The organism is Variovorax sp. Soil_C_12 (assembly GCF_057657375.1).
In genome coordinates this window covers 88,855-110,827 of record NZ_JBDGIO010000017.1, presented here as the reverse complement: position 1 = coordinate 110,827, position 21,973 = coordinate 88,855, and the positions used below count along the sequence as shown (strand labels likewise).

At 67.3% G+C, this 21,973-nt stretch carries 20 protein-coding genes; 7 read left to right on the top strand and 13 right to left on the bottom strand.

Annotated elements, in window-relative coordinates; translation table 11 throughout:
- The first annotated feature begins 11 nt into the window (after window positions 1-11).
- Genes AC3A6X_RS31095 through AC3A6X_RS31080 form a run of 4 tightly spaced genes read left to right on the top strand, consistent with a single transcriptional unit; the run spans window position 12 to window position 3,905 of the window.
- Window positions 12-1,058, top strand: a complete 1,047-nt coding sequence (locus AC3A6X_RS31095) for an ABC transporter substrate-binding protein (protein ID WP_487845796.1) — start codon at window positions 12-14, stop codon at window positions 1,056-1,058.
- Entirely contained in the window at window positions 1,055-2,197 is a 1,143-nt protein-coding gene (locus tag AC3A6X_RS31090; RefSeq protein WP_487845795.1) for an ABC transporter ATP-binding protein, read from the top strand. Before AC3A6X_RS31095 ends, AC3A6X_RS31090 begins: the two co-directional genes overlap by 4 nt.
- The gene (locus AC3A6X_RS31085) at window positions 2,194-3,093 is read left to right on the top strand and encodes an ABC transporter permease (protein ID WP_487845794.1); all 900 of its coding nucleotides are present in this window, start codon (window positions 2,194-2,196) and stop codon (window positions 3,091-3,093) included. Before AC3A6X_RS31090 ends, AC3A6X_RS31085 begins: the two co-directional genes overlap by 4 nt.
- Window positions 3,090-3,905 (top strand): ABC transporter permease, encoded by an 816-nt coding sequence (locus AC3A6X_RS31080; protein ID WP_487845793.1) that lies wholly within the window; start codon window positions 3,090-3,092, stop codon window positions 3,903-3,905. The genes AC3A6X_RS31085 and AC3A6X_RS31080 overlap by 4 nt, the downstream gene beginning before the upstream one ends.
- 163 nt (window positions 3,906-4,068) lie before the next feature.
- Here AC3A6X_RS31080 and AC3A6X_RS31075 read toward each other — a convergent pair whose 3' ends face one another.
- The 8 genes from AC3A6X_RS31075 to AC3A6X_RS31040 all read right to left on the bottom strand — a co-directional run bounded on the left by AC3A6X_RS31075 (window position 4,069) and on the right by AC3A6X_RS31040 (window position 12,227).
- Window positions 4,069-4,374 carry a hypothetical protein gene (locus AC3A6X_RS31075; protein WP_487845792.1) on the bottom strand — a complete coding sequence of 102 codons (306 nt, stop codon included), beginning with the start codon at window positions 4,372-4,374 and terminating at the stop codon, window positions 4,069-4,071.
- A 126-nt stretch (window positions 4,375-4,500) separates the two neighbouring features.
- Entirely contained in the window at window positions 4,501-5,997 is a 1,497-nt protein-coding gene (locus AC3A6X_RS31070) for an amidase (RefSeq protein ID WP_487845791.1), read from the bottom strand.
- A 37-nt stretch (window positions 5,998-6,034) separates the two neighbouring features.
- Window positions 6,035-6,379 (bottom strand): AzlD domain-containing protein, encoded by a 345-nt coding sequence (locus AC3A6X_RS31065; protein ID WP_487845790.1) that lies wholly within the window; start codon window positions 6,377-6,379, stop codon window positions 6,035-6,037.
- Window positions 6,379-7,128: an AzlC family ABC transporter permease gene (locus tag AC3A6X_RS31060; RefSeq protein WP_487845789.1), complete on the bottom strand. Its 750-nt coding sequence runs from the start codon at window positions 7,126-7,128 to the stop codon at window positions 6,379-6,381. The genes AC3A6X_RS31065 and AC3A6X_RS31060 overlap by 1 nt, the downstream gene beginning before the upstream one ends.
- Window positions 7,116-8,762, bottom strand: coding sequence for a dipeptide ABC transporter ATP-binding protein (locus tag AC3A6X_RS31055; RefSeq protein ID WP_487845788.1), 1,647 nt, complete (start codon window positions 8,760-8,762; stop codon window positions 7,116-7,118). The genes AC3A6X_RS31060 and AC3A6X_RS31055 overlap by 13 nt, the downstream gene beginning before the upstream one ends.
- Window positions 8,763-8,774: 12 nt before the next feature.
- Entirely contained in the window at window positions 8,775-9,647 is an 873-nt protein-coding gene (locus tag AC3A6X_RS31050) for an ABC transporter permease (RefSeq protein WP_487845787.1), read from the bottom strand.
- Window positions 9,648-9,649: 2 nt separating this feature from the next.
- On the bottom strand, window positions 9,650-10,591 hold the full coding sequence (locus AC3A6X_RS31045; protein WP_487845786.1) for an ABC transporter permease: 942 nt from the start codon (window positions 10,589-10,591) through the stop codon (window positions 9,650-9,652).
- 13 nt (window positions 10,592-10,604) lie between these two features.
- Complete coding sequence (locus AC3A6X_RS31040; protein WP_487845785.1) at window positions 10,605-12,227, bottom strand: ABC transporter substrate-binding protein; 1,623 nt, start codon at window positions 12,225-12,227, stop codon at window positions 10,605-10,607.
- A gap of 182 nt (window positions 12,228-12,409) precedes the next feature.
- On the opposite strand from AC3A6X_RS31040, the gene AC3A6X_RS31035 reads away from it, so the two are divergent.
- Complete coding sequence (locus tag AC3A6X_RS31035) at window positions 12,410-13,828, top strand: aminotransferase-like domain-containing protein (protein WP_487845784.1); 1,419 nt, start codon at window positions 12,410-12,412, stop codon at window positions 13,826-13,828.
- 213 nt (window positions 13,829-14,041) lie between these two features.
- Here the strand turns inward: AC3A6X_RS31035 and AC3A6X_RS31030 are convergent, their stop codons facing one another.
- Genes AC3A6X_RS31030 through AC3A6X_RS31010 form a run of 5 tightly spaced genes read right to left on the bottom strand, consistent with a single transcriptional unit; the run spans window position 14,042 to window position 19,153 of the window.
- The gene (locus tag AC3A6X_RS31030; protein WP_487845783.1) at window positions 14,042-15,229 is read right to left on the bottom strand and encodes a 4-hydroxybenzoate 3-monooxygenase; all 1,188 of its coding nucleotides are present in this window, start codon (window positions 15,227-15,229) and stop codon (window positions 14,042-14,044) included.
- A 24-nt stretch (window positions 15,230-15,253) separates the two neighbouring features.
- Window positions 15,254-16,219, bottom strand: a complete 966-nt coding sequence (locus AC3A6X_RS31025; RefSeq protein WP_487845782.1) for a Bug family tripartite tricarboxylate transporter substrate binding protein — start codon at window positions 16,217-16,219, stop codon at window positions 15,254-15,256.
- Window positions 16,216-16,563: an NIPSNAP family protein gene (locus AC3A6X_RS31020; RefSeq protein ID WP_487845781.1), complete on the bottom strand. Its 348-nt coding sequence runs from the start codon at window positions 16,561-16,563 to the stop codon at window positions 16,216-16,218. Before AC3A6X_RS31020 ends, AC3A6X_RS31025 begins: the two co-directional genes overlap by 4 nt.
- The gene (locus tag AC3A6X_RS31015) at window positions 16,553-18,298 is read right to left on the bottom strand and encodes an FAD-dependent oxidoreductase (RefSeq protein WP_487845780.1); all 1,746 of its coding nucleotides are present in this window, start codon (window positions 18,296-18,298) and stop codon (window positions 16,553-16,555) included. Before AC3A6X_RS31015 ends, AC3A6X_RS31020 begins: the two co-directional genes overlap by 11 nt.
- A gap of 24 nt (window positions 18,299-18,322) precedes the next feature.
- The gene (locus AC3A6X_RS31010; RefSeq protein ID WP_487845779.1) at window positions 18,323-19,153 is read right to left on the bottom strand and encodes an SDR family NAD(P)-dependent oxidoreductase; all 831 of its coding nucleotides are present in this window, start codon (window positions 19,151-19,153) and stop codon (window positions 18,323-18,325) included.
- Window positions 19,154-19,254: 101 nt separating this feature from the next.
- On the opposite strand from AC3A6X_RS31010, the gene AC3A6X_RS31005 reads away from it, so the two are divergent.
- Both AC3A6X_RS31005 and AC3A6X_RS31000 read left to right on the top strand, forming a co-directional pair.
- Complete coding sequence (locus AC3A6X_RS31005) at window positions 19,255-20,190, top strand: helix-turn-helix domain-containing protein (RefSeq protein WP_487845778.1); 936 nt, start codon at window positions 19,255-19,257, stop codon at window positions 20,188-20,190.
- A gap of 358 nt (window positions 20,191-20,548) precedes the next feature.
- On the top strand, window positions 20,549-21,664 hold the full coding sequence (locus AC3A6X_RS31000) for an NAD(P)H-dependent flavin oxidoreductase (RefSeq protein ID WP_487845777.1): 1,116 nt from the start codon (window positions 20,549-20,551) through the stop codon (window positions 21,662-21,664).
- The last annotated feature ends 309 nt before the right edge of the window (window positions 21,665-21,973 follow it).

Here is a 21,973-nt window from a genome sequence, read left to right as displayed (position 1 = left end):
AAGGATCCGCCATGCACACCCGCCTCCACCGACGCGACCTCCTCCTTCGCAGCCTCGGCACCGCAGCCGGCCTCGCGCTGCCCGCCCTGCCCTCCTTGGCCGCCTCGCCGCTGGTGGTCAACACCTACGGCGGACGCTGGGAGAAGTTCTGGCGCAGCGACCTGCTGCCGATGTTCGACAAGGCCAGCGGCGTGCAGCCCACGCTGGACGTCGGCCTGGGCAAGAACTTCATCGCCAACCTGCGCGCCGCCGGCATCGAGAGGCCGCCCTACAGCGTGCTGATGGTCAACGAGAACATCGCCAGCGTGGTGCGCGGCGAGGGCTACTTCGAGCCCATTCCGGCGGCCAAGGTGCCCAACCTCGCCAAGGTCTATCCGAACCTGCGCAACCCGGGCGACAACGGGGTGCGCGGCATCGTCTCGACCATCGGCATCGGCTACCGCAAGGACCTGGTGAAGACACCGCCGAAGTCCTGGACCGACCTCTGGAGCAACCCCGAGTTCAAGGGCAAGATCGGCCTCTACCAGATCGGCAACACGGCCGCCATGCTGTTCCTGCTGATGACCGCGAAGCTCTATGGCGGCTCGCAGGACGCGATCGACCGCGCCTTCGTCGAAATCAGGAAGCTGCTGCCCTTCACCCAGGCCGACTGGAGCGGCACGCTGTCGACCATGCTCACGCGCGGCGACGTGACGGTGGCGGTGATCGACTTCCCCGAGATCGTCGCGCTCAAGAAGAAGGGCGTGCCGGTGGAGATGGTGGTGCCGAGCGAAGGCGTGGTGGCCTTCGAGCAGTCCTTCAACATCCTGAAGAACGCGCCCAACAAGGAGGACGCCTACAAGTACCTCGACTTCATCCTGCAGCCCCAGGTGCAGGAGATGATGGCCAAGGAGTTCTTCACCTCGCCAACCAACATCCAGGTACAGCTGCCGGCCGCGATGGCGGCCGACGTGCCGGTCAGCGGCAAGGCCATGGCCTCGATCGTCGGCTTCGACTGGAGCAAGGTCAATCCGCAGCTGCCGGCCATCACCGACCGTTGGAACCGGGAGATCAAGTGAGCGCGGTGCTGCGCGCCGATGCGCTGCCGGCGGAGACCGGTGCGGCGGCCGCGAGCCGGCCGCGGCGCATGACGCGGCTCACGCTGCGCGGCCTGCGCAAGAGCTTCCAGGCGATGACAGCGCTGCACGCGCTGGAGCTGGACAGCGAGCCCGGCGAGTTCATCTCCCTGCTGGGCCCGAGCGGCTGCGGCAAGACCACCACGCTGCGCTGCGTGGCCGGCTTCGAGCATCCCGACGCGGGCGCGGTGCTGCTCGACGGCGAGGACATCACCGGCCTGCCGCCGGAGCGCCGCGACATCGGCATGGTGTTCCAGAACTACGCGCTGTTTCCGCACCTCACGGTGCGCCGCAACCTGGCCTTCGGCCTCGAGATGCGCGGCATGCCCAGGGCCGAAATGGCCGGGCGCATCGACGCCGTGCTGGCGATGGTGCAGCTCGCCGACAAGGCCGAGCGCTACCCGCGCCAGCTCTCGGGCGGACAGCAGCAGCGCGTGGCGCTGGCGCGCGCGCTGGTGATCGAGCCGCGCCTGCTGCTGCTCGACGAGCCGCTGGCCAACCTGGACGCGGTGCTGCGCGAGGACATGCGCATCTTCATCCGCGAACTGCAGCAGCGCGTGGGCATCACCACGCTCTACGTCACCCACGACCAGGCCGAGGCGATGGTGATGTCGGACCGCGTGGCGGTGATGCTGGGCGGCCGGCTCCAGCAGTTCGACCGCCCCGAGGCGATCTACCTGCGCCCGCGCAGCGCGGAGGTGGCCCGCTTCATCGGGCGCTCCAACCTGATCGAGGGCCGCGTGCAGGCGATGCAGCCGGCCGCCGGCGCCTTCCTGCGCTACCGGGTCGAGACGCCGCTGGGCCCGGTCGAGGCCGACCACGACCAGCCGCTCGCGCCCGGCGCGCCGGTGCAGGTCGCGATCCGGCCCGAAGCCATCCACTTCGATGCCGCCGGGCCCTACCAGGGCGTGGTGCACACCAGCTATTTCCTCGGCAGCAGCGTGGAGCACAACGTGCAATGCGGCGCGGGCCACGCGCTGCTGGTGCAGACCGCGCCGGGCCGTCGCCTGGCCGCGGGCGCGGCGAGCGGGATGCGCTTCGAGCCGGGGCATGCGTGGATCGTCACGGAGGCTGCCCTGTGAGCAGCCTCGCATCCACCGTCGCCGCGCCGCAGGCCGGGCGGGCCGGGCCGCGCGGGCGCCGCGCCTTCTGGCTGATCGCGCCGGCCCTGCTGCTGATCGGCGTCTTCCTGGTGCTGCCCTACCTCAACATCGTGCTCATGAGCCTGCGCCCGCCGGCCGTGGGCGCGCCCTACGGCGCGGGCTTCACGCTCGCCAACTACGGCCGTGCGCTGACCGATCCCTACCTGCTCGGCGTGCTGGGCGACACCCTGCTGCTGGGCCTGACCGTGACGCCGATCTGCCTGCTGCTGGGCTACCCGGTGGCCTATCACCTGGCGCGCACGCGCTCGCGCTTCGCCGGCGTGCTCTATGTGCTGGTGCTCTCGCCGCTGCTGGTGGGCGTGGTGGTGCGCAGCTTCGGCTGGCTGATCCTGCTCTCGGGCAATGGCGTGATCAACCGCCTGCTGCTGGACCTCGGCCTGGTGGAGACCGGACTCGCGCTGATGAACAACCGCTTCGGCGTGACCCTCGCGCTGGTGCACGTGTTCCTGCCCTTCATGATCCTGCCGCTGGTGGGCGTGATCCAGAGCATCGACCCCTCGCTCGAGCAGGCCGCGCGCTCGCTCGGCGCCTCGCGCCTGAAGGTGTTCCGGCGCGTCGTGCTGCCCCTGTCCTGGCCCGGCATCCAGGCCGGCACCATCCTGGTCTTCGTGCTGGCGCTGAGCGCCTACGTGACGCCGGTGATGCTGGGCGGCGCGCAGGTCAAGACAATGTCGGTGCTGGTGGTGCAGAACCTGGTCGACAACTTCCAGTGGCCGGCCGGCGCGGCGCAGGCGCTGCTGCTCACCGCCTGCGGCGTGGCCGCGGTGGCACTCTACGCGAAGCTGACGGGGCGCTTCATGAAGGGCCTGGCATGAAGCGCGCGGCACCGCTTTCCGAACGCATGGCCAACGGCGCCGGGCTGCTCTATGTAGGCGCCGTCTACGCATTCCTCCTGCTGCCGATCGCGATCATCGTGCTGATGTCGCTCAACGCGGGCGAGTTCATGAGCTTCCCGCCGCAGGGCTTCTCGCTGCGCTGGTTCGGCGCCCTGTTCGCCAACGAGGCCTTCATGCGCGCCATCCGCAGCTCGCTGCTGCTGGCAGCGATCGCGACGGCGATCTCCTCGGCCATCGGCATCGCCGCCGCGCTCTACGTGGTGCGGCATTCCACGCGCCTGCGCGAGCCCCTGCGCATGCTGCTGATGATGCCGCTCATGCTGCCCGAGATCCTGACCGCCATCGCGCTGCTGTTCTTCCTCTATGCCACGGGCATCGGCACGCGCACCCTGTTCGGCCTGGTCGTCGGCCATGTGCTGGTGACCCTGCCCTATGTGTTCACCAACGTGGCCTCGGCGCTCTACAACCAGGACGCCTCGCTGGAGCAGGCGGCGCGCAGCCTCGGCGCCTCGCCCTGGCGCGCCTTCCTGCGCGTGACGCTGCCGCTCGCCAAGCCCGGTGTCGTCACCGGCGCGCTGTTCGCCTTCGTGATCTCCTTCGACCTCTTCAACATGTCGCTGCTGCTGAAGGGCATCGGCATGACCACGTTGCCGCTGCAGCTCTTCGACTACCTGCGCTGGGACTTCGACCCGACCGCGGCTGCGGTCTCGACGGTGAGCATCGTCCTCACGCTGGCGGTGGTGCTGTGGGTGGAACGTACGGTGGGGCTGCGCGCGCTGCGCTTCGGCTGAGCCAGCCTTCCGCCACCGCCAGCTGCTCGCCCCGCCACACCAGCTCGGGCGCCTCCATGTGGCGGCAGTTCGATCGGGGGATTGCGGGAGGGACGGAGGTTGCCCTCCGCCCCCCGCACAGATCCGTACGTGCAGAGCTACCGCACTCGGCTCCTGCCTTGAGTCATGACGTGAAGAAGCGCTGCGCCAGGTAAGGGTGCAGCACGTGAACTGACGGCACATATGGCGCCACCCGCTTGAGGAAACGCGCCCAGGACATACGGCCATACTGCCCCCGTCGTCGAAGGGCGTGCAACCCAGCCTTGCAGACTCCTGATCGGAATCGGCTCAGGCGCAGGTTGTTGCCGGGGACGGCGTGGTAGTTGAAGTAGCCCTGCATCACGCGGCGAAGCCATGTGCCGACCACTGCGATCGGTTCGTGCCGGCGTCGGTACAACGCCTGCCGCAGCGCCTTGTGGGTGGCGCGCATCCGCTTGCTCGACGTGAGCCGCTTGACGGTGAAGCGTCCATTCGACCGCTTGGTTGAGCATATGTGCGTGAACCCAAGAAAGTCGAATGTCGACGATCACAATGACGATGCGCGAGGCCGATCGCCTCAAGACTGTTCAAGCGGTGGTCGACCGGATGCGGCGACGTGCACGCCCGGCCGCCGCCCGGCATTCCACTTGCCACCGATGGCACGCTCGATCTGCGCGGCCAGCTGCAACAGCAGCCCGTCGTTCGCCTGCGCCGCCTGCGCCTGGATGCCCAGCGGCATGCCGTTTTCCTGCGTCGCCATCGGCAGCGAGATGCCCGGCATGCCGCACAAATTGGCCAGCGGCGTGTACGCGAAGTTCTGCCAGAGGTTGGCAAACCAGTCGTAGACGGACGGGTTCGTGCTGGTGGTCAGGTACTCGCTGGTGCCGACCCTGGGTGTGGGCAGCGCGGTGATCGGCGTCAGGATGATGTCCCAGCGCTGGAAGAAGTGGCCGAAGGCGCGCGAGGTGCTGTTGAACACCGCCTGCATCTTCGAGCGTTCGGTGTACGAGGTGTGCAGCCCGGCTTCCCAGATTTTGATGTTGATCGGCTCCAGCAGCTCGGCCGGCGGGCGCTCCAGCCCCAGCCTGTGCAGGTGGCCGTCGATGACCTGTGCGAAGTTGCTGATGTAGCAGGTGGTCTGCGCGGCAAAGGCGGCCCGGAAGTCGACCTCGGGCAGCACCCATTCCACGTGATGCCCCAGCCCTTCGAGGAACTTGCCCACGCGCTCCAGTTCGGCCACGAAATGCGGCGTCGCGCGGAAGTCGCCCCATTCGTGCGACAGCGCGATGCGCAGGCGGGCGGGGTCGCGCCGGATGAGCTCGCTGTACGGCTCGGAAGGCGACCAGAAAGGCATGAACTCGCCCGGCGCGCCGCCGCGGCAATGGTCGACGAAGGCCGCCGTGTCTCGCACGGTGCGGCTGTGGCAGCCCTGGATCGACACCAGCCCCGAGAGGTCCGACAGGCCGGGCGCCAGCGAGAACACGCCGCGCGACACCTTCAGGCCGATGTTGCCGTTCACGCCCGCAGGAATGCGGATGGAGCCGCCGCCGTCGGTGGCGTGCGACAGCGGCAGCACGCCGGCGGCAACGGCGGCGGCCGTGCCGGCCGACGAGCCGCAGGTGGTGTATTCGAGATCCCAGGGATTGCGCGTGACATAGAGCGCGTTCTCCGCCGAGCTGCACACGCCGAACTCCGGCGTCGTGCTGCGCCCCACGATGTTGAGACCCGACTTGCGCAGTTGCTGCGTGAGGAAGCTGTCGGCCGCCGGGCGATAGCCCTGCATCATCATCGAGCCGAACTCCTGCAGCCGGCCCTTCAGCGTGGGGCCGAGGTCCTTCATCAGATAGGGCAGGCCCGCGAACACGCCGTCGGGATTCATGCCGTCCTTCAGCGGATCGGCCACCACGTCGTCGAACACCTCAACGACCGCGTCCAACTGCGGATTGAGCTTCGCGATGCCGGCCGCCGCCTGGGCCGCCAGCTCCGCGGCCGTCACGTCACCCTTGCGGACCCTTTCGGCCAATCCGATGCCGTCGTGATCGGCCCATTCGTTCCAGCTCATTGCCAGCGTCATCCCATGTTCTCCATTTCGCTTCAAGAAAGTATTCGGTTCATGCCCAGCCGAAGCCGAGCCTCAACAGCATCAGCGTACCCGTGCCGGCCAGGATCGTCCCGGTCGCATCGTTTCGCCGAACAAGGCAGTACGCCAATGCGGCGCCCACTGCAAAGAGCCGCGCATCGCGCCAGTCGGCGAGCATGCGGCCGTTGCTGAGGAAGATATCGGGCACCACCATCGCCAGCAGCGCCGCCACCGGCGCATGGCGCAGCCCGCGCCACAGCCAGCCCGGCAGCTTCGGCTCGCTGTCGGGCAGCAGGAAGAAGCAGCGCGTGAGCACCGTCACCACCACCAGCGCGCCCACCGCAAGCCAGACATACACATCGTGCCCCAGGTGCATCAGCGCACACCCCAGCGGCGGTCGGCCCAGGTGCCGGCGACGAAGGCGGTGGCAATGGCCGCGACCACGTTGAGCCCCATCGGCAACGAGGCCGTCGCCAGTGCCACCGTGCCCGCGGCCAATGCGGAGCAGCGCACCGCGCGGTCGGTGAGCATGGGCAGCGCGAGCGCCAGCAAGGCCAGCACGCCGATGAAGCGCAGGCCCCAGGCCGCGGGAATCGCGTCGGCCAGGAAGATGCCCGCGAGCGACGCGATGTGCCATGCCGCCCAGTTGGTCAGCGCCAGCCCGAGGAAGTAGCCCTGCTGCTGCGCGGTCGCACGGCCCGAAGGCGACGGTTGCGGATGTCGAAGGACGAACTGCGCATACACCGGGTCGCCCGCCAGGTAAGACAGCAGCACACGCGGCAGCCGGCGGTGCCCGCCGAAGTAGCGTCGCCAGTTCGCACTGAACACCACGAAGCGCAGGTTGAGCACGCACGCGGTCGCCACGATCACCCACAACGGTGCTCCGGCCGCAATCAGCGGCAGGCAGGCCAGCTGCGATGCGCTGGCGAACACCAGCAGCGACATCGCGAGGATCACGCCCAGGCCGACACCGCTCTTGGCCATCGCCACGCCGGCCACGAGGCCCATGGCCATGGTGCCGAGCGCGGCGCCCGCGATGTCGCGCCGCCCTTTGGCAAACGCGCGGCGCCACGCCGGGTCGTCGATCGATGCGCGCCAGGCGCGCCACACGCTCACTGGACCCACGACGCGCTCGCGAGTTCCGCGCGCGGCGCGGCCGCCAGCAGCCTGCGCGTGTAGTCGTTGGCGGGCGCGCTGAACACCTGCCCCGTGGGCCCTTGCTCGACGATGCGGCCCTGGCTCATCACGATGACGCGGTCGCACAGCTGCGCCGCCACGCGCAGGTCGTGCGTGATGAAGAGAATGCCCAGCCCGAGGTCGCGCTGGATCTCGCGCAGCAGGTCGAGGATCTGCGCCTGCACCGACACGTCGAGCGCGGACACCGCCTCGTCGGCCACCAGCACCTGCGGCTGGCAGGCAATCGCGCGCGCAATGGCCAGCCGCTGGCGCTGGCCGCCCGAGAACTGGTGCGGATAACGGTCGAGCGCGGTGCGCGGCAGCTGGATGCGGTCCATCAGCTCCTCGGCGGTCTGCCGCGCGTGCAGCTTGCTCAGGCCGAAGTTCATCGCCCCCTCGACCATCGACGAGCCCACGGTGCGCCGCGGGTTGAGCGACCGGTTCGGGTCCTGGAACACCACCTGCACGCGTGAGCGCAGCGGCCGCAGGCGGCCTTCGGGCAGGTCGCGTACCTCGGCGTCGCCCCACCGGATGCTGCCCGCGCTGGCCGCGATCAGCCGGATCATGCAGCGCGCAAAGGTCGACTTGCCCGAGCCCGATTCGCCCACCACGCCGACTGTTTCACCGCGGTGCACCGCCACGCTGGCATCCTGCAGCGCGGTGTTGTGCTTGGCGCGGCCGATCCAGTCGCGCCGCGTGTAGATCTTGCCGACACCCGTGCCGGCCAGCAGCGGTTTGCCGTCGGGCAACTCGCGCGCGGGCGGCGGCGTCATGCCGGGCACGGCGTCCAGCAGCATGCGCGTGTAGGCCTCCCGCGGACGCCGCAGCACCTGCTCGCACGGGCCCTGCTCCACCAGCTCGCCGCGGTGCATGACCATCACGTCGTCGGCAATCTCGGCGACCACGCCCATGTCGTGCGTGATGAAGAGCACGGCGCTGCCCTGCTCGGCCCGCAGCTCGGCAATGAGCTTGAGGATCTCGGCCTGAGTGGTCACGTCCAGCGCGGTGGTCGGCTCGTCGCAGATCAGCAGGCGCGGCTTGAGGATGATGGCCATCGCGATCACGATGCGCTGGCGCTGCCCGCCCGAGAGCTGGTGCGGGTAGCTCGCATGGATGCGCGCCGGGTCGGGCAGCCGCACGCGCTCGAAGATGGAAATGATGTGAGCCTTGCGCTCCGCGGCGCTCCACGTGGTGTGCGTGCGCAGCAGCTCGTCGACCTGCTCGCCGCAGGTGAGCACCGGGTTCAGCGCGGTCATGGGCTCTTGGAACACCATGCCCATGCCGGTTCCGCGCAACTGGCGCAGCCGCTTGCCGGAGGTGAAGCGGCCGTTGTCGACCAGCTTTTCGCCCGACAGGATCACGTCGCCGCCCTGGAGCGTGAGTCCCTTGGCCAGCAGCCCCATCACCGTGGTGGCCAGCACCGACTTGCCCGAGCCGGACTCGCCTACGATGCACAGCGTGCGGCCTGCCTCGATGCACAGGTCGAGGTGCGCGATGGCGTGTGGGCGGTCGGCGTCCGGGGGCAGCGCGACCTGCAGGCCGCGCACTTCGAGAATGGCGGCGCTGCGATTTGAATCAGTCATGGAATCAGCGCCTCAGACACGTTTGGAGAACTTGGGGTCGAGCACGTCGCGCAGGCCGTCGCCCAGCATGTTGATGGCGAGCACCGTCGGCACCAGGAACAGCGCGGGGAACAGCACGTTGCCCGGGCTCTGCGAGAACTGCACCCGCCCTTCGGCCATGATGTTTCCCCAGGTCGGCACGTCCGACGGCAGGCCCAGGCCGAGGAAGCTCAGGATGGCTTCGGTCAGCACGGCAGAGGCGGCGATGAAGGTGCCCTGCACGATCAGCGGCGCCAACGCGTTCGGCAAGATGTCGCGCCATAGGATGGTGGCGTCGGCCGTGGCCAGCGCTCGCGCGGCCTCCACGAAGGGTTCGTCGCGCAGGCTCATCACCAGCGCGCGCACCAGCCGCGTCACGCGCGGCACTTCGGGCACCGCGATGGCCAGGATCACTGTCGGCAGGCTCGCGCCGAGCACCGCCACCAGCGTGATGGCGAGCAGCACGGCGGGAATGGCCATCACACCGTCAATCACGCGCATCAGCACCGCGTCGACCGCGCGGAAGTAGCCGGCCAGCATGCCAAGCAGGCAGCCGGAGGCGATGGCGACGAAGGCGGTGAACAGGCCCACGGTCATCGAGATCCGGGTGCCGAAGAGGACGCGGCTCCACACGTCGCGCCCCACGCTGTCGCTGCCCATCCAGAAGGTGTGGGCGAACTGCGCACCGTCGGGCATCGTCACCTGCCCGGAGGTCCCCGCGCCGACCGAGATGAAGCTAGGGTCCATCGCCGAAGGATCGAAGGTGCCGAGCCAGGGCGCGAAAACGCCCAGCAGCGCCAGCACGACCAGCACGACGACGCCGCCGCGCACGGCGGTGTTGCGCCAGAGTCTTTTGAGAGTGCCCATGATCAATAGCGGATGCGCGGATCGATGAAGAGATAGCTCACGTCGACCAGCAGGTTGACGGCGACGTACACCACGGCAAAGAACAGCACCACGCCCTGCAACACGGGGAAGTCGCGGTTCAGCACCGCATCGACCGTGAGCTGGCCCAGGCCCGGGATGGCGAACACCGTCTCGGTGACCACCACGCCGCCCAGCAGCAGCGCTGCGCTCACGCCGATCACCGTGACCACCGGCACCGCCGCGTTGCGCAGCGCGTGGTGCTTGAGCACCTCTAGCTCGGTGATTCCCTTGGCGCGCGCGGTGCGGATGAAGTCCTCGGTCAGCGCCTCGCTCACCGCGGCCCGCGTCACGCGCGACAGCAGCGCTACGTAGGTGATGGCGAGCGTGAGACACGGCAGCACCAGCTGGTTGAGCCAGGGCCCCACGCCTTCGCTGATGCGCCGGTAGCCCTGCACCGGAAACCACTGCAGCTTCATCGCCAGTAGGTAGATCAGCACATAGCCCACCACGAACACCGGCACCGAGAAGCCGGCCACCGAGAAGGCCATGACGGCCTTGTCGAGCCAGCCGCCCATGCGCCACGCGGCCAGCGTGCCCAGCGGCAGCGCGATGACCACCGCCAGCAGCAGCGTGCCGCCGGCCAACGAGAGCGTGGGCTCCATGCGCTGGCCGATGAGCTCTAGCACCGGCTTGTTCAAAAAGAACGAGAAGCCCAGGTCGCCGCGCAGCACGCCGTTGCCCCAGATCGCGAACTGCTCCCACAGCGGCCTGGTCAGGCCGAGCTGCACGCGGATACGGTCCAGGTCTTCGTTGGTGGCGCTGTTGCCGCCGATGACAGCCGCCGGGTCGCCGGGCGTGAGGCGCACGATCATGAAGATCGCCACCGCCACGACCAGCAGAACGGGAATAGTGGCCAGCAGGCGCTTGCCGAGGAAGGTCAGCATGGCAGGAGCGGCCTTATTGCTTCTTGATGTTCCAGTACACCTGCGCGCCGGCCGGCACTAGGCCGCTCACGTTCTTGCGCATCGCGGCGGGCTGGTTGTACTGGCCCACGGGAACGTGCGTGGCCGTCTCGAAGGCGCGCAGCTGGGCGGCTTGCGCGAGCTTCTTCTTTTCGGCGTCGGTCTTGGCCTGCGCGAACTGGACCTTGATTTCTTCCAGCCTGGCGTCGGTCTGCCAGCCGAACCAGCCCTTGTCGCCGGTGGCGTTCATCATGGCCATGGTGATCGGGTTCAGGATGTCCGAGGCGGTCCACGAGGTCATGAACGCGCTCCAGCCGCCGGCCGAGGGCGCGTCCTTCTTGGCGCGGCGCGCCACCAGCGTGGACCAGTCCATCGACTGCATGTCGACCTTGAAGCCGGCCTGCTCCAGCTGCTGCTTGGCCACCAGAGGCAGCTTGCCGATGGTCGGGTTGTCGGTCGGGCGCATCAGCACCACGGGCTCGCCCTTGTAGCCGGCCTCCTCGAGCAGCGCCTTGGCCTTCTGCGGGTTGGCGATGCCGGTGTAGTCGCCCGTCTGCTCCGACTCGAACAGCGTGCCGCAGGGGAACATGCTCTTGCAGTAGCGCGTGAGCCCGGGCGTGCCGACCTGCGTGCGCAGGAAGGCTTCCTGGCCCAGCGCCATCAGCGCGGCGCGGCGCAGTTTCTCGTTGTTGAACGGCGGCTGCAGGAAGTTGAAGCGCAGGATGAACTGGTTGCCCGCGGGCTGCGCGTCGACCAGCTTGATGTCGGGGTTGGTGCGCAGCGTGGCGTACTGCTCGAATGCGGGTTGCTCCAGGATGTCGGCCTCGCCGGTGAGCAGCGCATTCATCTGCGTCTGCGCGTCGCGGATGATGAGCCACTCCACCCGGTCCACGTACACGTTCTTGCCGCCGGCCGTGCCCGAGGGCGCCTCGGCGCGCGGCTTGTAGCGCGTGTTCCTGGTGAACACCACGCGCTCGCCGGGGCGGAATTCGTCGGCCTTGAACACGTAGGGGCCGGAGCCGATCGATTCCTTGATCTGAGTGTCGGCCGAGGTGTCGGCGATGCGCTTGGGCATGATGAACGGCACGTTCGACGATGGCTTGCCCAGCGCCTCGAGCACCAGGCCGAAGGGCTCCTTCAGCACGATGGAGAAGGTCCTGGCGTCAGGCGTGTCGTAGCGCTCGGTTACCTTGGCGAGCTGCGCGCCGAAGGTGTCGCGGCTGGCCCAGCGCTTGATGGAGGCCGTCACGTCCTCGCTGGTGACGGGCTTGCCGTCATGGAACTCGAGGCCGTCGCGCAGCGTGAAGGTCCAGGTCTTGTTGTCGGGCGACACCTTCCACTTGTCGATCATCTGTGGCTTGATGTGGCCTTCGAGGTCGGTGGCGAACAGCGTGTCGTACACCATGTAGCCGAAGTTGCGCGTCACGTAGGCCGTGGTCCAGATTGGGTCGAGCACGGTGATGTTGCTGCTCGGAATGATCTTGAGCGTGGTGGTCTGCGCCATCGCGGGCGCGACGACGGCGCCGGCCAGCAGCGCGGCTGCGCCCCATCGGGCGAGGCGGCGCGACAAGGAGCCGGCCGCGCCGGCTGGCGAATGCGAGAAGAGCTGCGGTTGCATGTGGCTTCCTGAAGAGATGGAACGCTGTGCCGGCATCCCGGATGGCATGCGGCGGCGAGGGCTCCATTGAGTCAGGTGGCAGGGAAAATGCATATATACAGTTCAATTCTTCTGTACAGAACAGTCGCTATCCGTCCCCTCTGTTGGGGCTTTCTGTGCACACGAACCGTGCATGCCTTGCCATGATCACCCTGAATCCTTCGCTACCCACGCCCTTGGTTCGCCAGCTCTACGACGCCCTTCTGGCTCAGATTGAGTCGAGTGCGATGAAGCCTGGCGACAAGCTGCCTTCGGTGCGCGCACTCACCAAGAATTGCGACGTGAGCACCATGACCGTGACCAACGCCTACCAGCGCCTGGTCGCCGAGGGCCATGTGGAGGCTCGGCGCGCCAGCGGCTACTACGTGGCTGAGGTGGAGCGCGCCGCCACGCGGCGCAAGCCCTTCCTGGGGCGCACCTCGGTCGACTCGCTTTGGCTGCTCAAGCACGTGTATGAAGACGACCGCACGCTGCTGAACGCGGGCTGCGGCTGGATCCCGCCTGAAATGCTGCATATAGACGGTGTGCGGCGCGCACTGGCCGGGCTGTCGCGCAAGTCTGCCGCCGGGCTCGCGAACTACGGCACGCCCTATGGCTACCTGCCGCTGCGCCAGCAGATCCAGATGCTGCTCGCGCAGAAGGGCATCGAGACTGGGCCGCACCAGATCGTGCTGACGCACGGCGCCTCGCAGGCACTGAACCTGGTGGCGCGCTGCCTGCTGCTGCCGCGCGACGTGGTGCTGGTCGACGAGCCGGGCTCGACCAATCTGTTCGCAATGCTGCGCTCGATGGACCTGAAGCTGGTCGGCGTGGAGCGCACGGTGAACGGCCCCGACCTCGTGGCGCTGCAGGCGCTGGCGCAGCGCCATGGCGCCAAGGCCTTCTTCACCACCACCAACCTGCACAATCCGACTGGCGGCCAGTGCACGCCGGCGGTGGTCTACCAGATGCTGCGGTTGGCCGAACAGCTCGACTTCCACATCGTAGACAACGACGCGATGGCCGGCCTCGAACCGCCCGGCGCCACCTCGCTTGCAAGCCTCGACCGGTTGCAGCGCGTGATCCACGTCGGCAGCTTTTCCAAGACGGTGTCGCCCAGCCTGCGGGTAGGTTTCGTGGCCTGCAACGAAGAGTTCGCCGAGAGGATCATCCTGCAGAAGATGGTCAACAGCCTGACCACCTCGGAGCTCACCGAGCGGCTGCTGCACGGCGTCCTGGTGGAAGGCCGCTACCGGGCGCATCTGGCGCGTCTAGCCGAGCGGCTGAAGGCCGCGCAGAACACCGTGTGCGACCGACTGGAAGCCGCCGGCATGCAGCTCTTCACGCGGCCTGCGGGCGGGCCCTTTCTGTGGGTACGCTTCGAGAGCGACGATGTCGACATGCGCGCGCTGGCGCAGCGCGCCATCGCCGAGAGCTTCCTGCTCGCGCCAGGCGACCTGTTCCGCACCGACCTGCGGCCCACGCCCTGGCTGCGGTTCAACGCGGGCTATGCCGACGATCCGAAGCTCTACCGCTTCCTGGCGCAGGAAGCAAGAATGCAACGCAAAGCCCCCCGCAGTTAATGCTGATCGGTGTCGGCGCAGCAATCGCTATATCGGTTCGCCTGCCCCGGGCGATGCCGCCGTTTGGCACTGCGCCGCGAACTCATCATTCCGGCCTGAGCGGTCTTTGTCCTCAGCGCAACGCTAAGCAATCATTTGGAGCGTGCGGCGCCTTCGCTTGGATAGGCGCGACCTGCCAGCGGTGTTGGCGCTTCGGTTTCGCTGACTAGAGGTTTATCCAATCGGTAGGCCAACGTAGTTCTCAGCCAAGGCGGTCGAAGCGGCGCGCGACCGCGTCAGGTAGTCCAATTCGGCGATCTGCAGCCGGTGCTGGAATTCGTCCGCACCGGGGAACGTGTGCAGCATCGATGTCATCCACCAGGAGAAGCGTGTAGCTTTCCAAATCCGCGCGAGCGCCGTGGCCGAGTAAGTGTCGAGTAACGCATCGGTATGGTCCTTGTAGTGCGCCGTCAGTGCGCGGGCCAGAATTTGCGCGTCGCTCGCCGCCAAGTTCAAGCCTTTTGCGCCGGTGGGCGGCACCACGTGTGCGGCGTCACCAGCGAGGAACATTCGGCCGTAGCGCATCGGCTCGGTGACCATGCTGCGCATGCCGATCACGGTCTTGCTAAAGATAGGGCCTTCCTTCGGCGACCAACCGTCGTGGCGCGCAAGACGCGCGCTGAACTCGGCCCAGATCCGGTCGTCGGACCACTCGTCGATCTTCTCCCTCGGTGCGCACTGAAAGTACATGCGCTGCACCTCGGGCGACCGGGTCGACACGAGCACGAACCCGCGTTCGTGCATCGCGTAAACCAACTCGTCTGACGATGGTTGCGCCTTGCACAGGATACCGAACCAGCCGAACGGATAGAGGCGTTCGTACACCTTCAGCTTGTCCGCCGGGATGGACGGTCGGCAGAGCCCTTGCGTTCCGTCGCAGCCCGCAATGAAGTCGCAGGTGATCTCTTCGATGCTGCCATCCTGGTAACGGGTCCGGATCTTAGGCGCGTCGGTCTCGAGGTCGTGGATGCTTTCGACCTTCGACTCGAAGCGGACGTCTCCGCCGCTGGCGAGTCGCGTCGCAATCAGGTCCTTGTTGACGTCATGCTGCGCATAGATCATCACGGACTTGCCTCCCGTGAGCGAAGGAAAGTCGATGCGTTCATCACGTCCGTCGAATCGCAGGACGATACCTTCGTGGCGAAAGCCTTCCTTCATCATGCGCTCGCCTGCGCCAATCTGATTCATTAGATCGACGGTGCCTTGCTCAAGTACGCCTGCCTTGATGATCGCTTCGACGTCGTCCCGGCTATGCCGCTCCAGCACCACCGACTCGATACCGTTGAGGTGCAGAATGTGCGACAAAAGCAGCCCGGCGGGGCCGGCACCAACGATGCCGACTTGTGTTCGCGTCTTTTTCATGGAGGTCTCCTATCACCCTGCGAACTACTCGACCACGATCTTGCGATCGCGGATCAGGGCAGAGAGGAGCTTTGTCTCGCCGCTGATCGTGGCTTTGAAAGCGGTGGCGTCCTGCACCACGGCTTCTGTTCCGAGGTCGGCGAATCGCTGTTTCACCTCGGGCAGCGCCAGCGCCTTTGCAATCTCGCTGCTCAGGCGCGCTACGACGTCGCTCGGCGTGCCTGCGGGTGCCCAGACGCCGAACCAGTTGCCTAGTTCGACCCCCTTGATCCCGAGTTCGGTGAGCGTCGGGGTTTCGGGAAAAAAGGGCGAACGCTTGGTGCCGGTCACCGCAAGCAGCTTGGCGCGGCCTTCCTTGAGATGCGAGAAGCCGGTCGCAGGGTCGAAGTAGTAGTCGATCTGGCCCGCCAGCAGATCCTGCAGCGCCGGCGCGGCGCCCTTGTACGGCACGTGCACGACGTCAATGCCGGCCTGCTGCTTGAACAACTCGCCCACAAGATACATCTGCGTTCCGGCGCCACCGGAGCCGTAGTTCATCTTGCCCGGGGACACCTTCGCACGCTGCACCAGCTCGGTCGCGCTCTTGACGGGAAGGTCCTTCTTGGCCACGAGGTACAGTTGGGCGTAGCCCAGGCTCGCGACCGGCGTCAGGTCCTTCTCTGGATTCAGCGCAGGCTTGAACAGCGAAGGGTTGGCGGTCTGCACCGAGATCGGCGCCACCATCAGCGTGTAGCCGTCGGCAGGAGCCTTGCTCACATCGGAGATGCCGAGGTTGCCGCTAGCGCCGGGCTTGTTATCGACGATGACGGGCTGGCCCAGTGACTTCTGCAACGGCAAAGCGACGACTCGGGCAAGAACATCGGTAGTGCCCCCGGCAGGGAAGCCCACGACCATCCGAATGGGCTTGGTCGGCCACGACTGGCCGAATGACGGAGTGCAAGCCAGCGCGGAGGCCAGGGCGGCGAACGAAACGAGGGAACGACGGTTCATGATTCAAGGTCTCCTAGGTTTGAGAGGTGGACTCGACGGATCAGACGCGTTTCCTGCGCGACGATCAGGTGTTCGGAAGCAGCCAGGTAAGACGGAAAATCCGGGTGCGTGTCGCGTGCTTGGCAGCGGCGCTCGTAGTCAGCGAGGTCTTGGTACGCCCAAAGGTGGACGAACTGGTTGAGGGGGCCGACCTGGCTCGTATAGAAGCCCAGGGGATAGCCAAGCGTCTTCAGCAGGATTGGCATGGCGAGGCGGTCGAAGACCTCGATGAACTCGTTCATCCTGCGCAGGCGGATCGTGTAGATGCGATGGTCGACCAGCGGGTGACTAGGTTCAAGCAGCATGGCGCTGCACCTCCTGCTCTTGCACGGCCGGACCTTCGTAGGCCCCCGCGATGAAGCGGCCCGTGATAAAGCCGAACGTCATGTTCGGACCAAGCGTGATGCCGGCGCCAGGATAGTTGCCACCCATGATGCTGGCGCGGTCGTTGCCTACCGCGTACAGCCCCTCCACGATGCTGCCGTCGTCCCGCAGCACCTGGCCCACCGTCGTGGTCTTCAGGCCGTCGAAGGTGCCGAGATCGCCCATGACGACCTTGACTGCGTAGTACGGGCCCTTCCCGATTGGCGCAACGCAGGGATTGGGCCGATTCGCAGGGTCGGCGAGGTAGCGGTTGAACGAAGTGGCGCCGCGGCCGAACTGGGCGTCGATGCCGTTCACGGCGCCGGCGTTGTACTCGCGCACCGTGGCCTCGAGGCCGGCCGCGTCGAGGCCGCAGGCCTTGGCCAGGTCGGCGAGCGACTGGCCCTTGAACAGGTAGCCCTTCCTGATCAGGCCGCCGAGCGGCATGGGCGATGGCTTGGCGTAGCCGAGGCCGTACTTGCCGATCGTCCTCGCATCGCAGACGAGCCACATCGCGGTTTCCTGCTCCCCGTGGCAGGCCCGGATCATCGCCGCGCCGACGTCGTGGTACGAGTTCGATTCGTTGGTGAAGCGCTTGCCGTTGCGCAGCACGCCGATGATCCCTGGCTTGTAGCGGTCGAGCAGGTGCGGAAAGACACCGAACTTGCCGCCCGAGAGGGGCACGCGCGAGACCGGCATCCATGCGGCGGCGCCCGTGCCGTCGAACTTGAGGTCAACCTTCCCGCCTACGCTTTCGGCGAGCTTGAGCCCGTCGCCGGTGTTGCCCGTGGGCACCGGCGACAGATGCTCGCCGCCGCTGCGCAGGTGCGGATAGGTCTTGCGGATGCGATCGACATCGTGCGGATAGCCGCCGCAGGCGAGCACGACCCCGCGCCGCGCGAGGACACGGACATCGTCGTGCTTGCCGCGCACCAGCGCGCCGGAGACCTTGCCCTCGGTGCCGATCAGCTCGCGCGCCTCGGCCGAGGTATGGATCGGAATGCCCAGGTCGAAGCAGGTCTTCGCCAGGCGTGCCGCGAGCGCGTTGCCGCTAGTGACCTGCACGCCGCGGCGGTACAGCGCGAGATCCTTGAAGTGCCCGGCGAGCCGCTTGCCGACGTAGGCCGCGGACACCAGCGACTTCGTTGCGTTGAAGAAGTGTTTCAGGTCGGCGTTGCTCGAGTTGAACATCATGCCGATGAAGGTGATCGTCGTCAGCGGAGGGCGCAGCCTGCCGAGCTCGCCACCGAGTTCGCGTGCGTTGTACGGCGCCGCCAGGATGGAGCGGCCGATGTCCGCGCCGCCGGGAGCGTCGGGGTGGTAGTCGGGGTACAGCGTCGGCACGAACTGGACGGCGGTCTCGCGCTCGAACCAGTCGATCATCTGCGGCGCGCTGTCGAGGAAGGCAGTGACCGCGGTTTCGTCGAAGAACGGGCCGGTCTGGTCTTTCAGGTAGGCGAGCTGCCGCGCCCGGGTGTCGCCGGTGCTCGCCGGCTTGCCGTGCGGGTTGCCCGGTATCCACAGCACCCCGCCCGAGTAGGCCGTGGTGCCGCCGAAGTACGGCTCCTTCTCGATCACGACCACGTCGAGCCCGTGCTTCCTGGCGGTGATGGCGGTGGCGAGGCCGCCGGCGCCGGAGCCGACGACGAGCAGGTCGCAGGTGATGTCAGTCTTCATGTCTTGTCTCCTGGGGTTGTCGTGTCAGTGCGCGGGTGTCGTCCGGTTGAAGCCGGGGCGGGGCACCATGTCCATCAACATGCAGTTCAGGCCGCCGTCTACCAGGAGTTCGGTTCCGTTGACGTAGGCGGCGCGCTCCGACAGCAGGAACACGCAGGGCTCGGCGATGTCGCTAGGTTCACCGATCCGGCGGCTAGCGGTGACGGCGGCACGTGCGGCCTCGAAGCCGGGCTCCTCGTAAAACCTCGCCGACAGTGCTGTACGGATCATTCCGGGGCAGACTGCGTTGCTGCGAACTCCGCGGGGTCCCCATTCGGCGGCAAGCTGCTTGCTGAGCAGCAGCACCGCGGCCTTGCTCGCGCTATAGGCTCCGCTGCTCGACTGCGGGTGTAGCGCCGAGATTGAGGCCACGTGGACGATCGCGCCATAGCCGGCGGCGAGCATGTCGCGCCCGAATTCGCGGGAGCATAGGAGTTGGCCGGTGAGGTTGACCGCGAGTACCGTGTTCCAGTCGGCGACGCTGACGTCTTCCAGCGTGCCTGCGCGCAGGAATCCGGCGTTGTTGACCAGGCCGTGAACAGGACCAAGGTCGCGACGCACACGCACGGCCGCTTCGCGCACTGCCGCCTCGTCGGCAATGTCGCATCCGATGCCGATGGCGCTCGCGTTGCCGTGGCATAGCGCCCGGGCGACTGCGACTGCGGCGGTCTCGTCACGATCGACGATCGCGATTTGCGCACCGACATTTGCCAAGGCGCGCGCGGTGGCAGCGCCGATGCCACTGCCGCCGCCGGTGACTACACACACGCGGCCCTGAAGGCCCGTCCAGTTGGGGTGGGAAGAGGATGTGTCCATGGGTCTGTATGGTCGTCGCCGCTGGCCACGCGCTCAATCGACAGAGGCGGCCAACTCCAGGACAATTCGTGCATCGCCAATCGCCCTCCGGATAAACCCGAATGCCTGCGATCCCCCGTGTGGCCCTCTATGGGGACGAGACCTTGCCGGTCGAAGTGAACCTCGTGCATTGCGAGCGGATACCGGAGCGATCGAGCATCTACGGCTGGGAGATCGACCCGCACGTACACGAAGCGATGCTGCAGATCCTCTACATAGAGGCGGGTGGAGGGGGCGAGGCGCTACTCGATGGCCGACGCTGGGTGCTGGAGTCACCGTGCCTCATCGTCGTGCCCGCGCAATGCGTGCACGCGTTTCACTACGCGAACGATACCGACGGTCCGGTGCTCACCGCCGCGCAGCGCCCGATCGAGGTACTTCTCGACGCGCTGGCGCCCGACCTGAGACGCCAAGTGCTACAGCCGATGGTGCTGCCGGTTGACCCCGAGGGCCGACACGCCGAGGCTCTTCGCCCGCTGTTCGATGCGATCGCGCGCGAGACGCGCACGACCGGACTTGCCACGGGCGCGGCCGGCATGTCACTCCTGACCGCGCTCATGGTGCACATCGCGCGCGTCGGGCATGGCGTTCCGGTCGACGGGACCGACCCGCGCTCGCGCAAGGCGCGCACTGTCGAGCGCTTTCGCGGCCTGCTCGACGCACAATTCCGGCAGCGCTGGCCGGTCGAGCGTTACGCTGAGGCGCTTGGCATCAGCGCCGGCCAACTCGGGCGCCTGTGTCGCGATGTGATGGGAATTTCGACCCTGGATGCAATCAACGCGCGCGTGCTGCAAGAAGCGCAGCGCACGCTTGTTTATTCCTCGTTGAGTGTCAAGCAGATCGCGGCCGAACTTGGCTTCGACGACGAAGCCTACTTCGGGCGCTTCTTCAAGAAGCACTCGGGCAGCAAGCCGACTGACTTCCGCGAGGCCGGACGCCGGCACATTGCAAACGGCAGAGATGCGCCGGGCCCGCACATGCTCGGGCGAAGGAAGTAGAGGCAGAAATGCCGGGAGGAGGTCTGACCGCAAATTCGCGGCGCTATGGTAAGCGTCGGCGCGCACACGTTCCAAGTCCGCATAAGCGTTGAAGCCGCCAGTTCGGTTCGCGCCATTGGAGGACCGTAGTCGGTCTCGACCCGCCGCACGATGGGTGCGGCCGAAGGACCGCTCCTGGCCGTTATGGATAGCTGTGCATAACGGCCATGAGCCGCCTTGCATGACAGTCCGCAATCGGGCAATCTCACCCCACCAGGCTGCGCCAAGCGTGAGCGGCCGGGATTCGCTTCGATATTTCGCTGGCTCAGAACCGCGGCTGCGACCGATACTCCAAATCCATCGGCTCCGGAGGGACACCATGTCAGCCATCGACTTGCGCGACTCCTTTCTGAGGACTGCGTTGTGCACGCGCCTGGGCGTCGACTTGCCCATCGTGCAGGCACCCATGGCGGGCGGCTGGACCACGCCTGCGCTCGTCGCCGCCGTGTCCAACGCCGGCGGGCTGGGTATGCTCGCCGCGGCGCGCCTTTCGCTGGACCAGCTGCGCGAGCAGATCGACGCGGTGCGGCGACTGAGCGCGAGGCCTTTCGGGGTGAACTTCCTGCTTGCGCCGCCGGACGCCATGCCGTCGGACGTTGCCGGCATGCAGCGCGCGCTCGATGCCGGACGGTCAAGGCTCGGGCTGGCGCCCGGCGCCACGTCGCTGGAGTTGCCGCCTTCGCCGATGAATGCACAGTTCGACCTCGTGTGCCAAGCGGCGGTTCCGGTGGTGAGCTTCGCGATGGGTGACCCAGGACGCTGGGTCGACCGGGCGAAAGCGTCGGGCGCCTTCGTAATGGCTATGGCTACGTCGGTGGCCGACGCATTGCGACTGCAGGCCGCCGGTGTCGATGCGATCGTTGCGCAGGGCAGCGAGGCGGGTGGCCATCGCTCCACGCTCGACCTCCCTTCGGGAGTCGAGGCGCCGCTCGTCGGCTCGCTGGCCCTGGTACCCCAGATGGTGGACGCCCTGCAGGTTCCGGTCGTTGCCGCTGGCGGCATCATGGACGGCCGCGGCGTCCTTGCCGCCCTGGTGCTCGGAGCCCAGGCGGCACAGCTGGGCAGCAGATTCCTGCTGGCCACCGAAAGCGGCAGCTTCGCGGCCTACCGCCGTCGCCTGATCGAGGCCACCGAAACCGACACCGTAATCACTCGCGCCCTGACAGGCCGGCCAGCGCGAGCCTTCCACAACGAAGCGATCCGGGCGGTGGATGCCACGGCCGCGCCGGTCCTGGGGTGGCCCTACCAGGCACTGGCTGCAGATGACATCTATGCCGAGTCAGTCCGGCAGAACGACATCGAATGGGCGCCATTGTTTGCGGGCCAAGGACTTCGAATGGCGCGCGAATGCTCGTCTGCGGCTGAGATAATGGCCTCATTGGAGGCCGGGTTGAGAGAGCAGCTCAAGCGCCTTGTCGGCTCCGCAAACTGCTGAGGCCAGTGGCCCTACGGCGACGCGCTCTTGCATCATGCCGCCGCCTGGTTCGTCGCTCAGCCCAGCGGCTCGGGGCGTGACTACTGGGCACCGCGAAGAGCGGTCGTCCAGCTCTTCGTGTCAAGCACAGGCCGCGACGTTCAGCATCCCCGAGAAGGAACCCTCGCGGCGTCCGCCGAGGAACAGCGCGATGCCGTTCTTCAGTGACAGGCTTCAATCGGCCCGGGACCGCCTGTTCCCGAGGCGCGCTGACAGCTGCCATCGGACAACCAAGCCATCATCCTCAAGGGCCGCTGCCGGGTTCGGCTG

Bases quoted from the DNA above. Each gene is read 5' to 3' on its own strand.
- AC3A6X_RS31095 (WP_487845796.1), top strand. From the start codon at position 12: ATGCACACCCGCCTCCACCGACGCGACCTCCTCCTTCGCAGCCTCGGC.
- AC3A6X_RS31080 (WP_487845793.1), top strand. From the start codon at position 3,090: ATGAAGCGCGCGGCACCGCTTTCCGAACGCATGGCCAACGGCGCCGGG.
- AC3A6X_RS31075 (WP_487845792.1), bottom strand. From the start codon at position 4,374: ATGCGCGCCACCCACAAGGCGCTGCGGCAGGCGTTGTACCGACGCCGG.
- AC3A6X_RS31070 (WP_487845791.1), bottom strand. From the start codon at position 5,997: ATGACGCTGGCAATGAGCTGGAACGAATGGGCCGATCACGACGGCATC.
- AC3A6X_RS31065 (WP_487845790.1), bottom strand. From the start codon at position 6,379: ATGCACCTGGGGCACGATGTGTATGTCTGGCTTGCGGTGGGCGCGCTG.
- AC3A6X_RS31055 (WP_487845788.1), bottom strand. From the start codon at position 8,762: ATGACTGATTCAAATCGCAGCGCCGCCATTCTCGAAGTGCGCGGCCTG.
- AC3A6X_RS31050 (WP_487845787.1), bottom strand. From the start codon at position 9,647: ATGGGCACTCTCAAAAGACTCTGGCGCAACACCGCCGTGCGCGGCGGC.
- AC3A6X_RS31045 (WP_487845786.1), bottom strand. From the start codon at position 10,591: ATGCTGACCTTCCTCGGCAAGCGCCTGCTGGCCACTATTCCCGTTCTG.
- AC3A6X_RS31040 (WP_487845785.1), bottom strand. From the start codon at position 12,227: ATGCAACCGCAGCTCTTCTCGCATTCGCCAGCCGGCGCGGCCGGCTCC.
- AC3A6X_RS31035 (WP_487845784.1), top strand. From the start codon at position 12,410: ATGATCACCCTGAATCCTTCGCTACCCACGCCCTTGGTTCGCCAGCTC.
- AC3A6X_RS31030 (WP_487845783.1), bottom strand. From the start codon at position 15,229: ATGAAAAAGACGCGAACACAAGTCGGCATCGTTGGTGCCGGCCCCGCC.
- AC3A6X_RS31025 (WP_487845782.1), bottom strand. From the start codon at position 16,219: ATGAACCGTCGTTCCCTCGTTTCGTTCGCCGCCCTGGCCTCCGCGCTG.
- AC3A6X_RS31020 (WP_487845781.1), bottom strand. From the start codon at position 16,563: ATGCTGCTTGAACCTAGTCACCCGCTGGTCGACCATCGCATCTACACG.
- AC3A6X_RS31015 (WP_487845780.1), bottom strand. From the start codon at position 18,298: ATGAAGACTGACATCACCTGCGACCTGCTCGTCGTCGGCTCCGGCGCC.
- AC3A6X_RS31010 (WP_487845779.1), bottom strand. From the start codon at position 19,153: ATGGACACATCCTCTTCCCACCCCAACTGGACGGGCCTTCAGGGCCGC.
- AC3A6X_RS31005 (WP_487845778.1), top strand. From the start codon at position 19,255: ATGCCTGCGATCCCCCGTGTGGCCCTCTATGGGGACGAGACCTTGCCG.
- AC3A6X_RS31000 (WP_487845777.1), top strand. From the start codon at position 20,549: ATGTCAGCCATCGACTTGCGCGACTCCTTTCTGAGGACTGCGTTGTGC.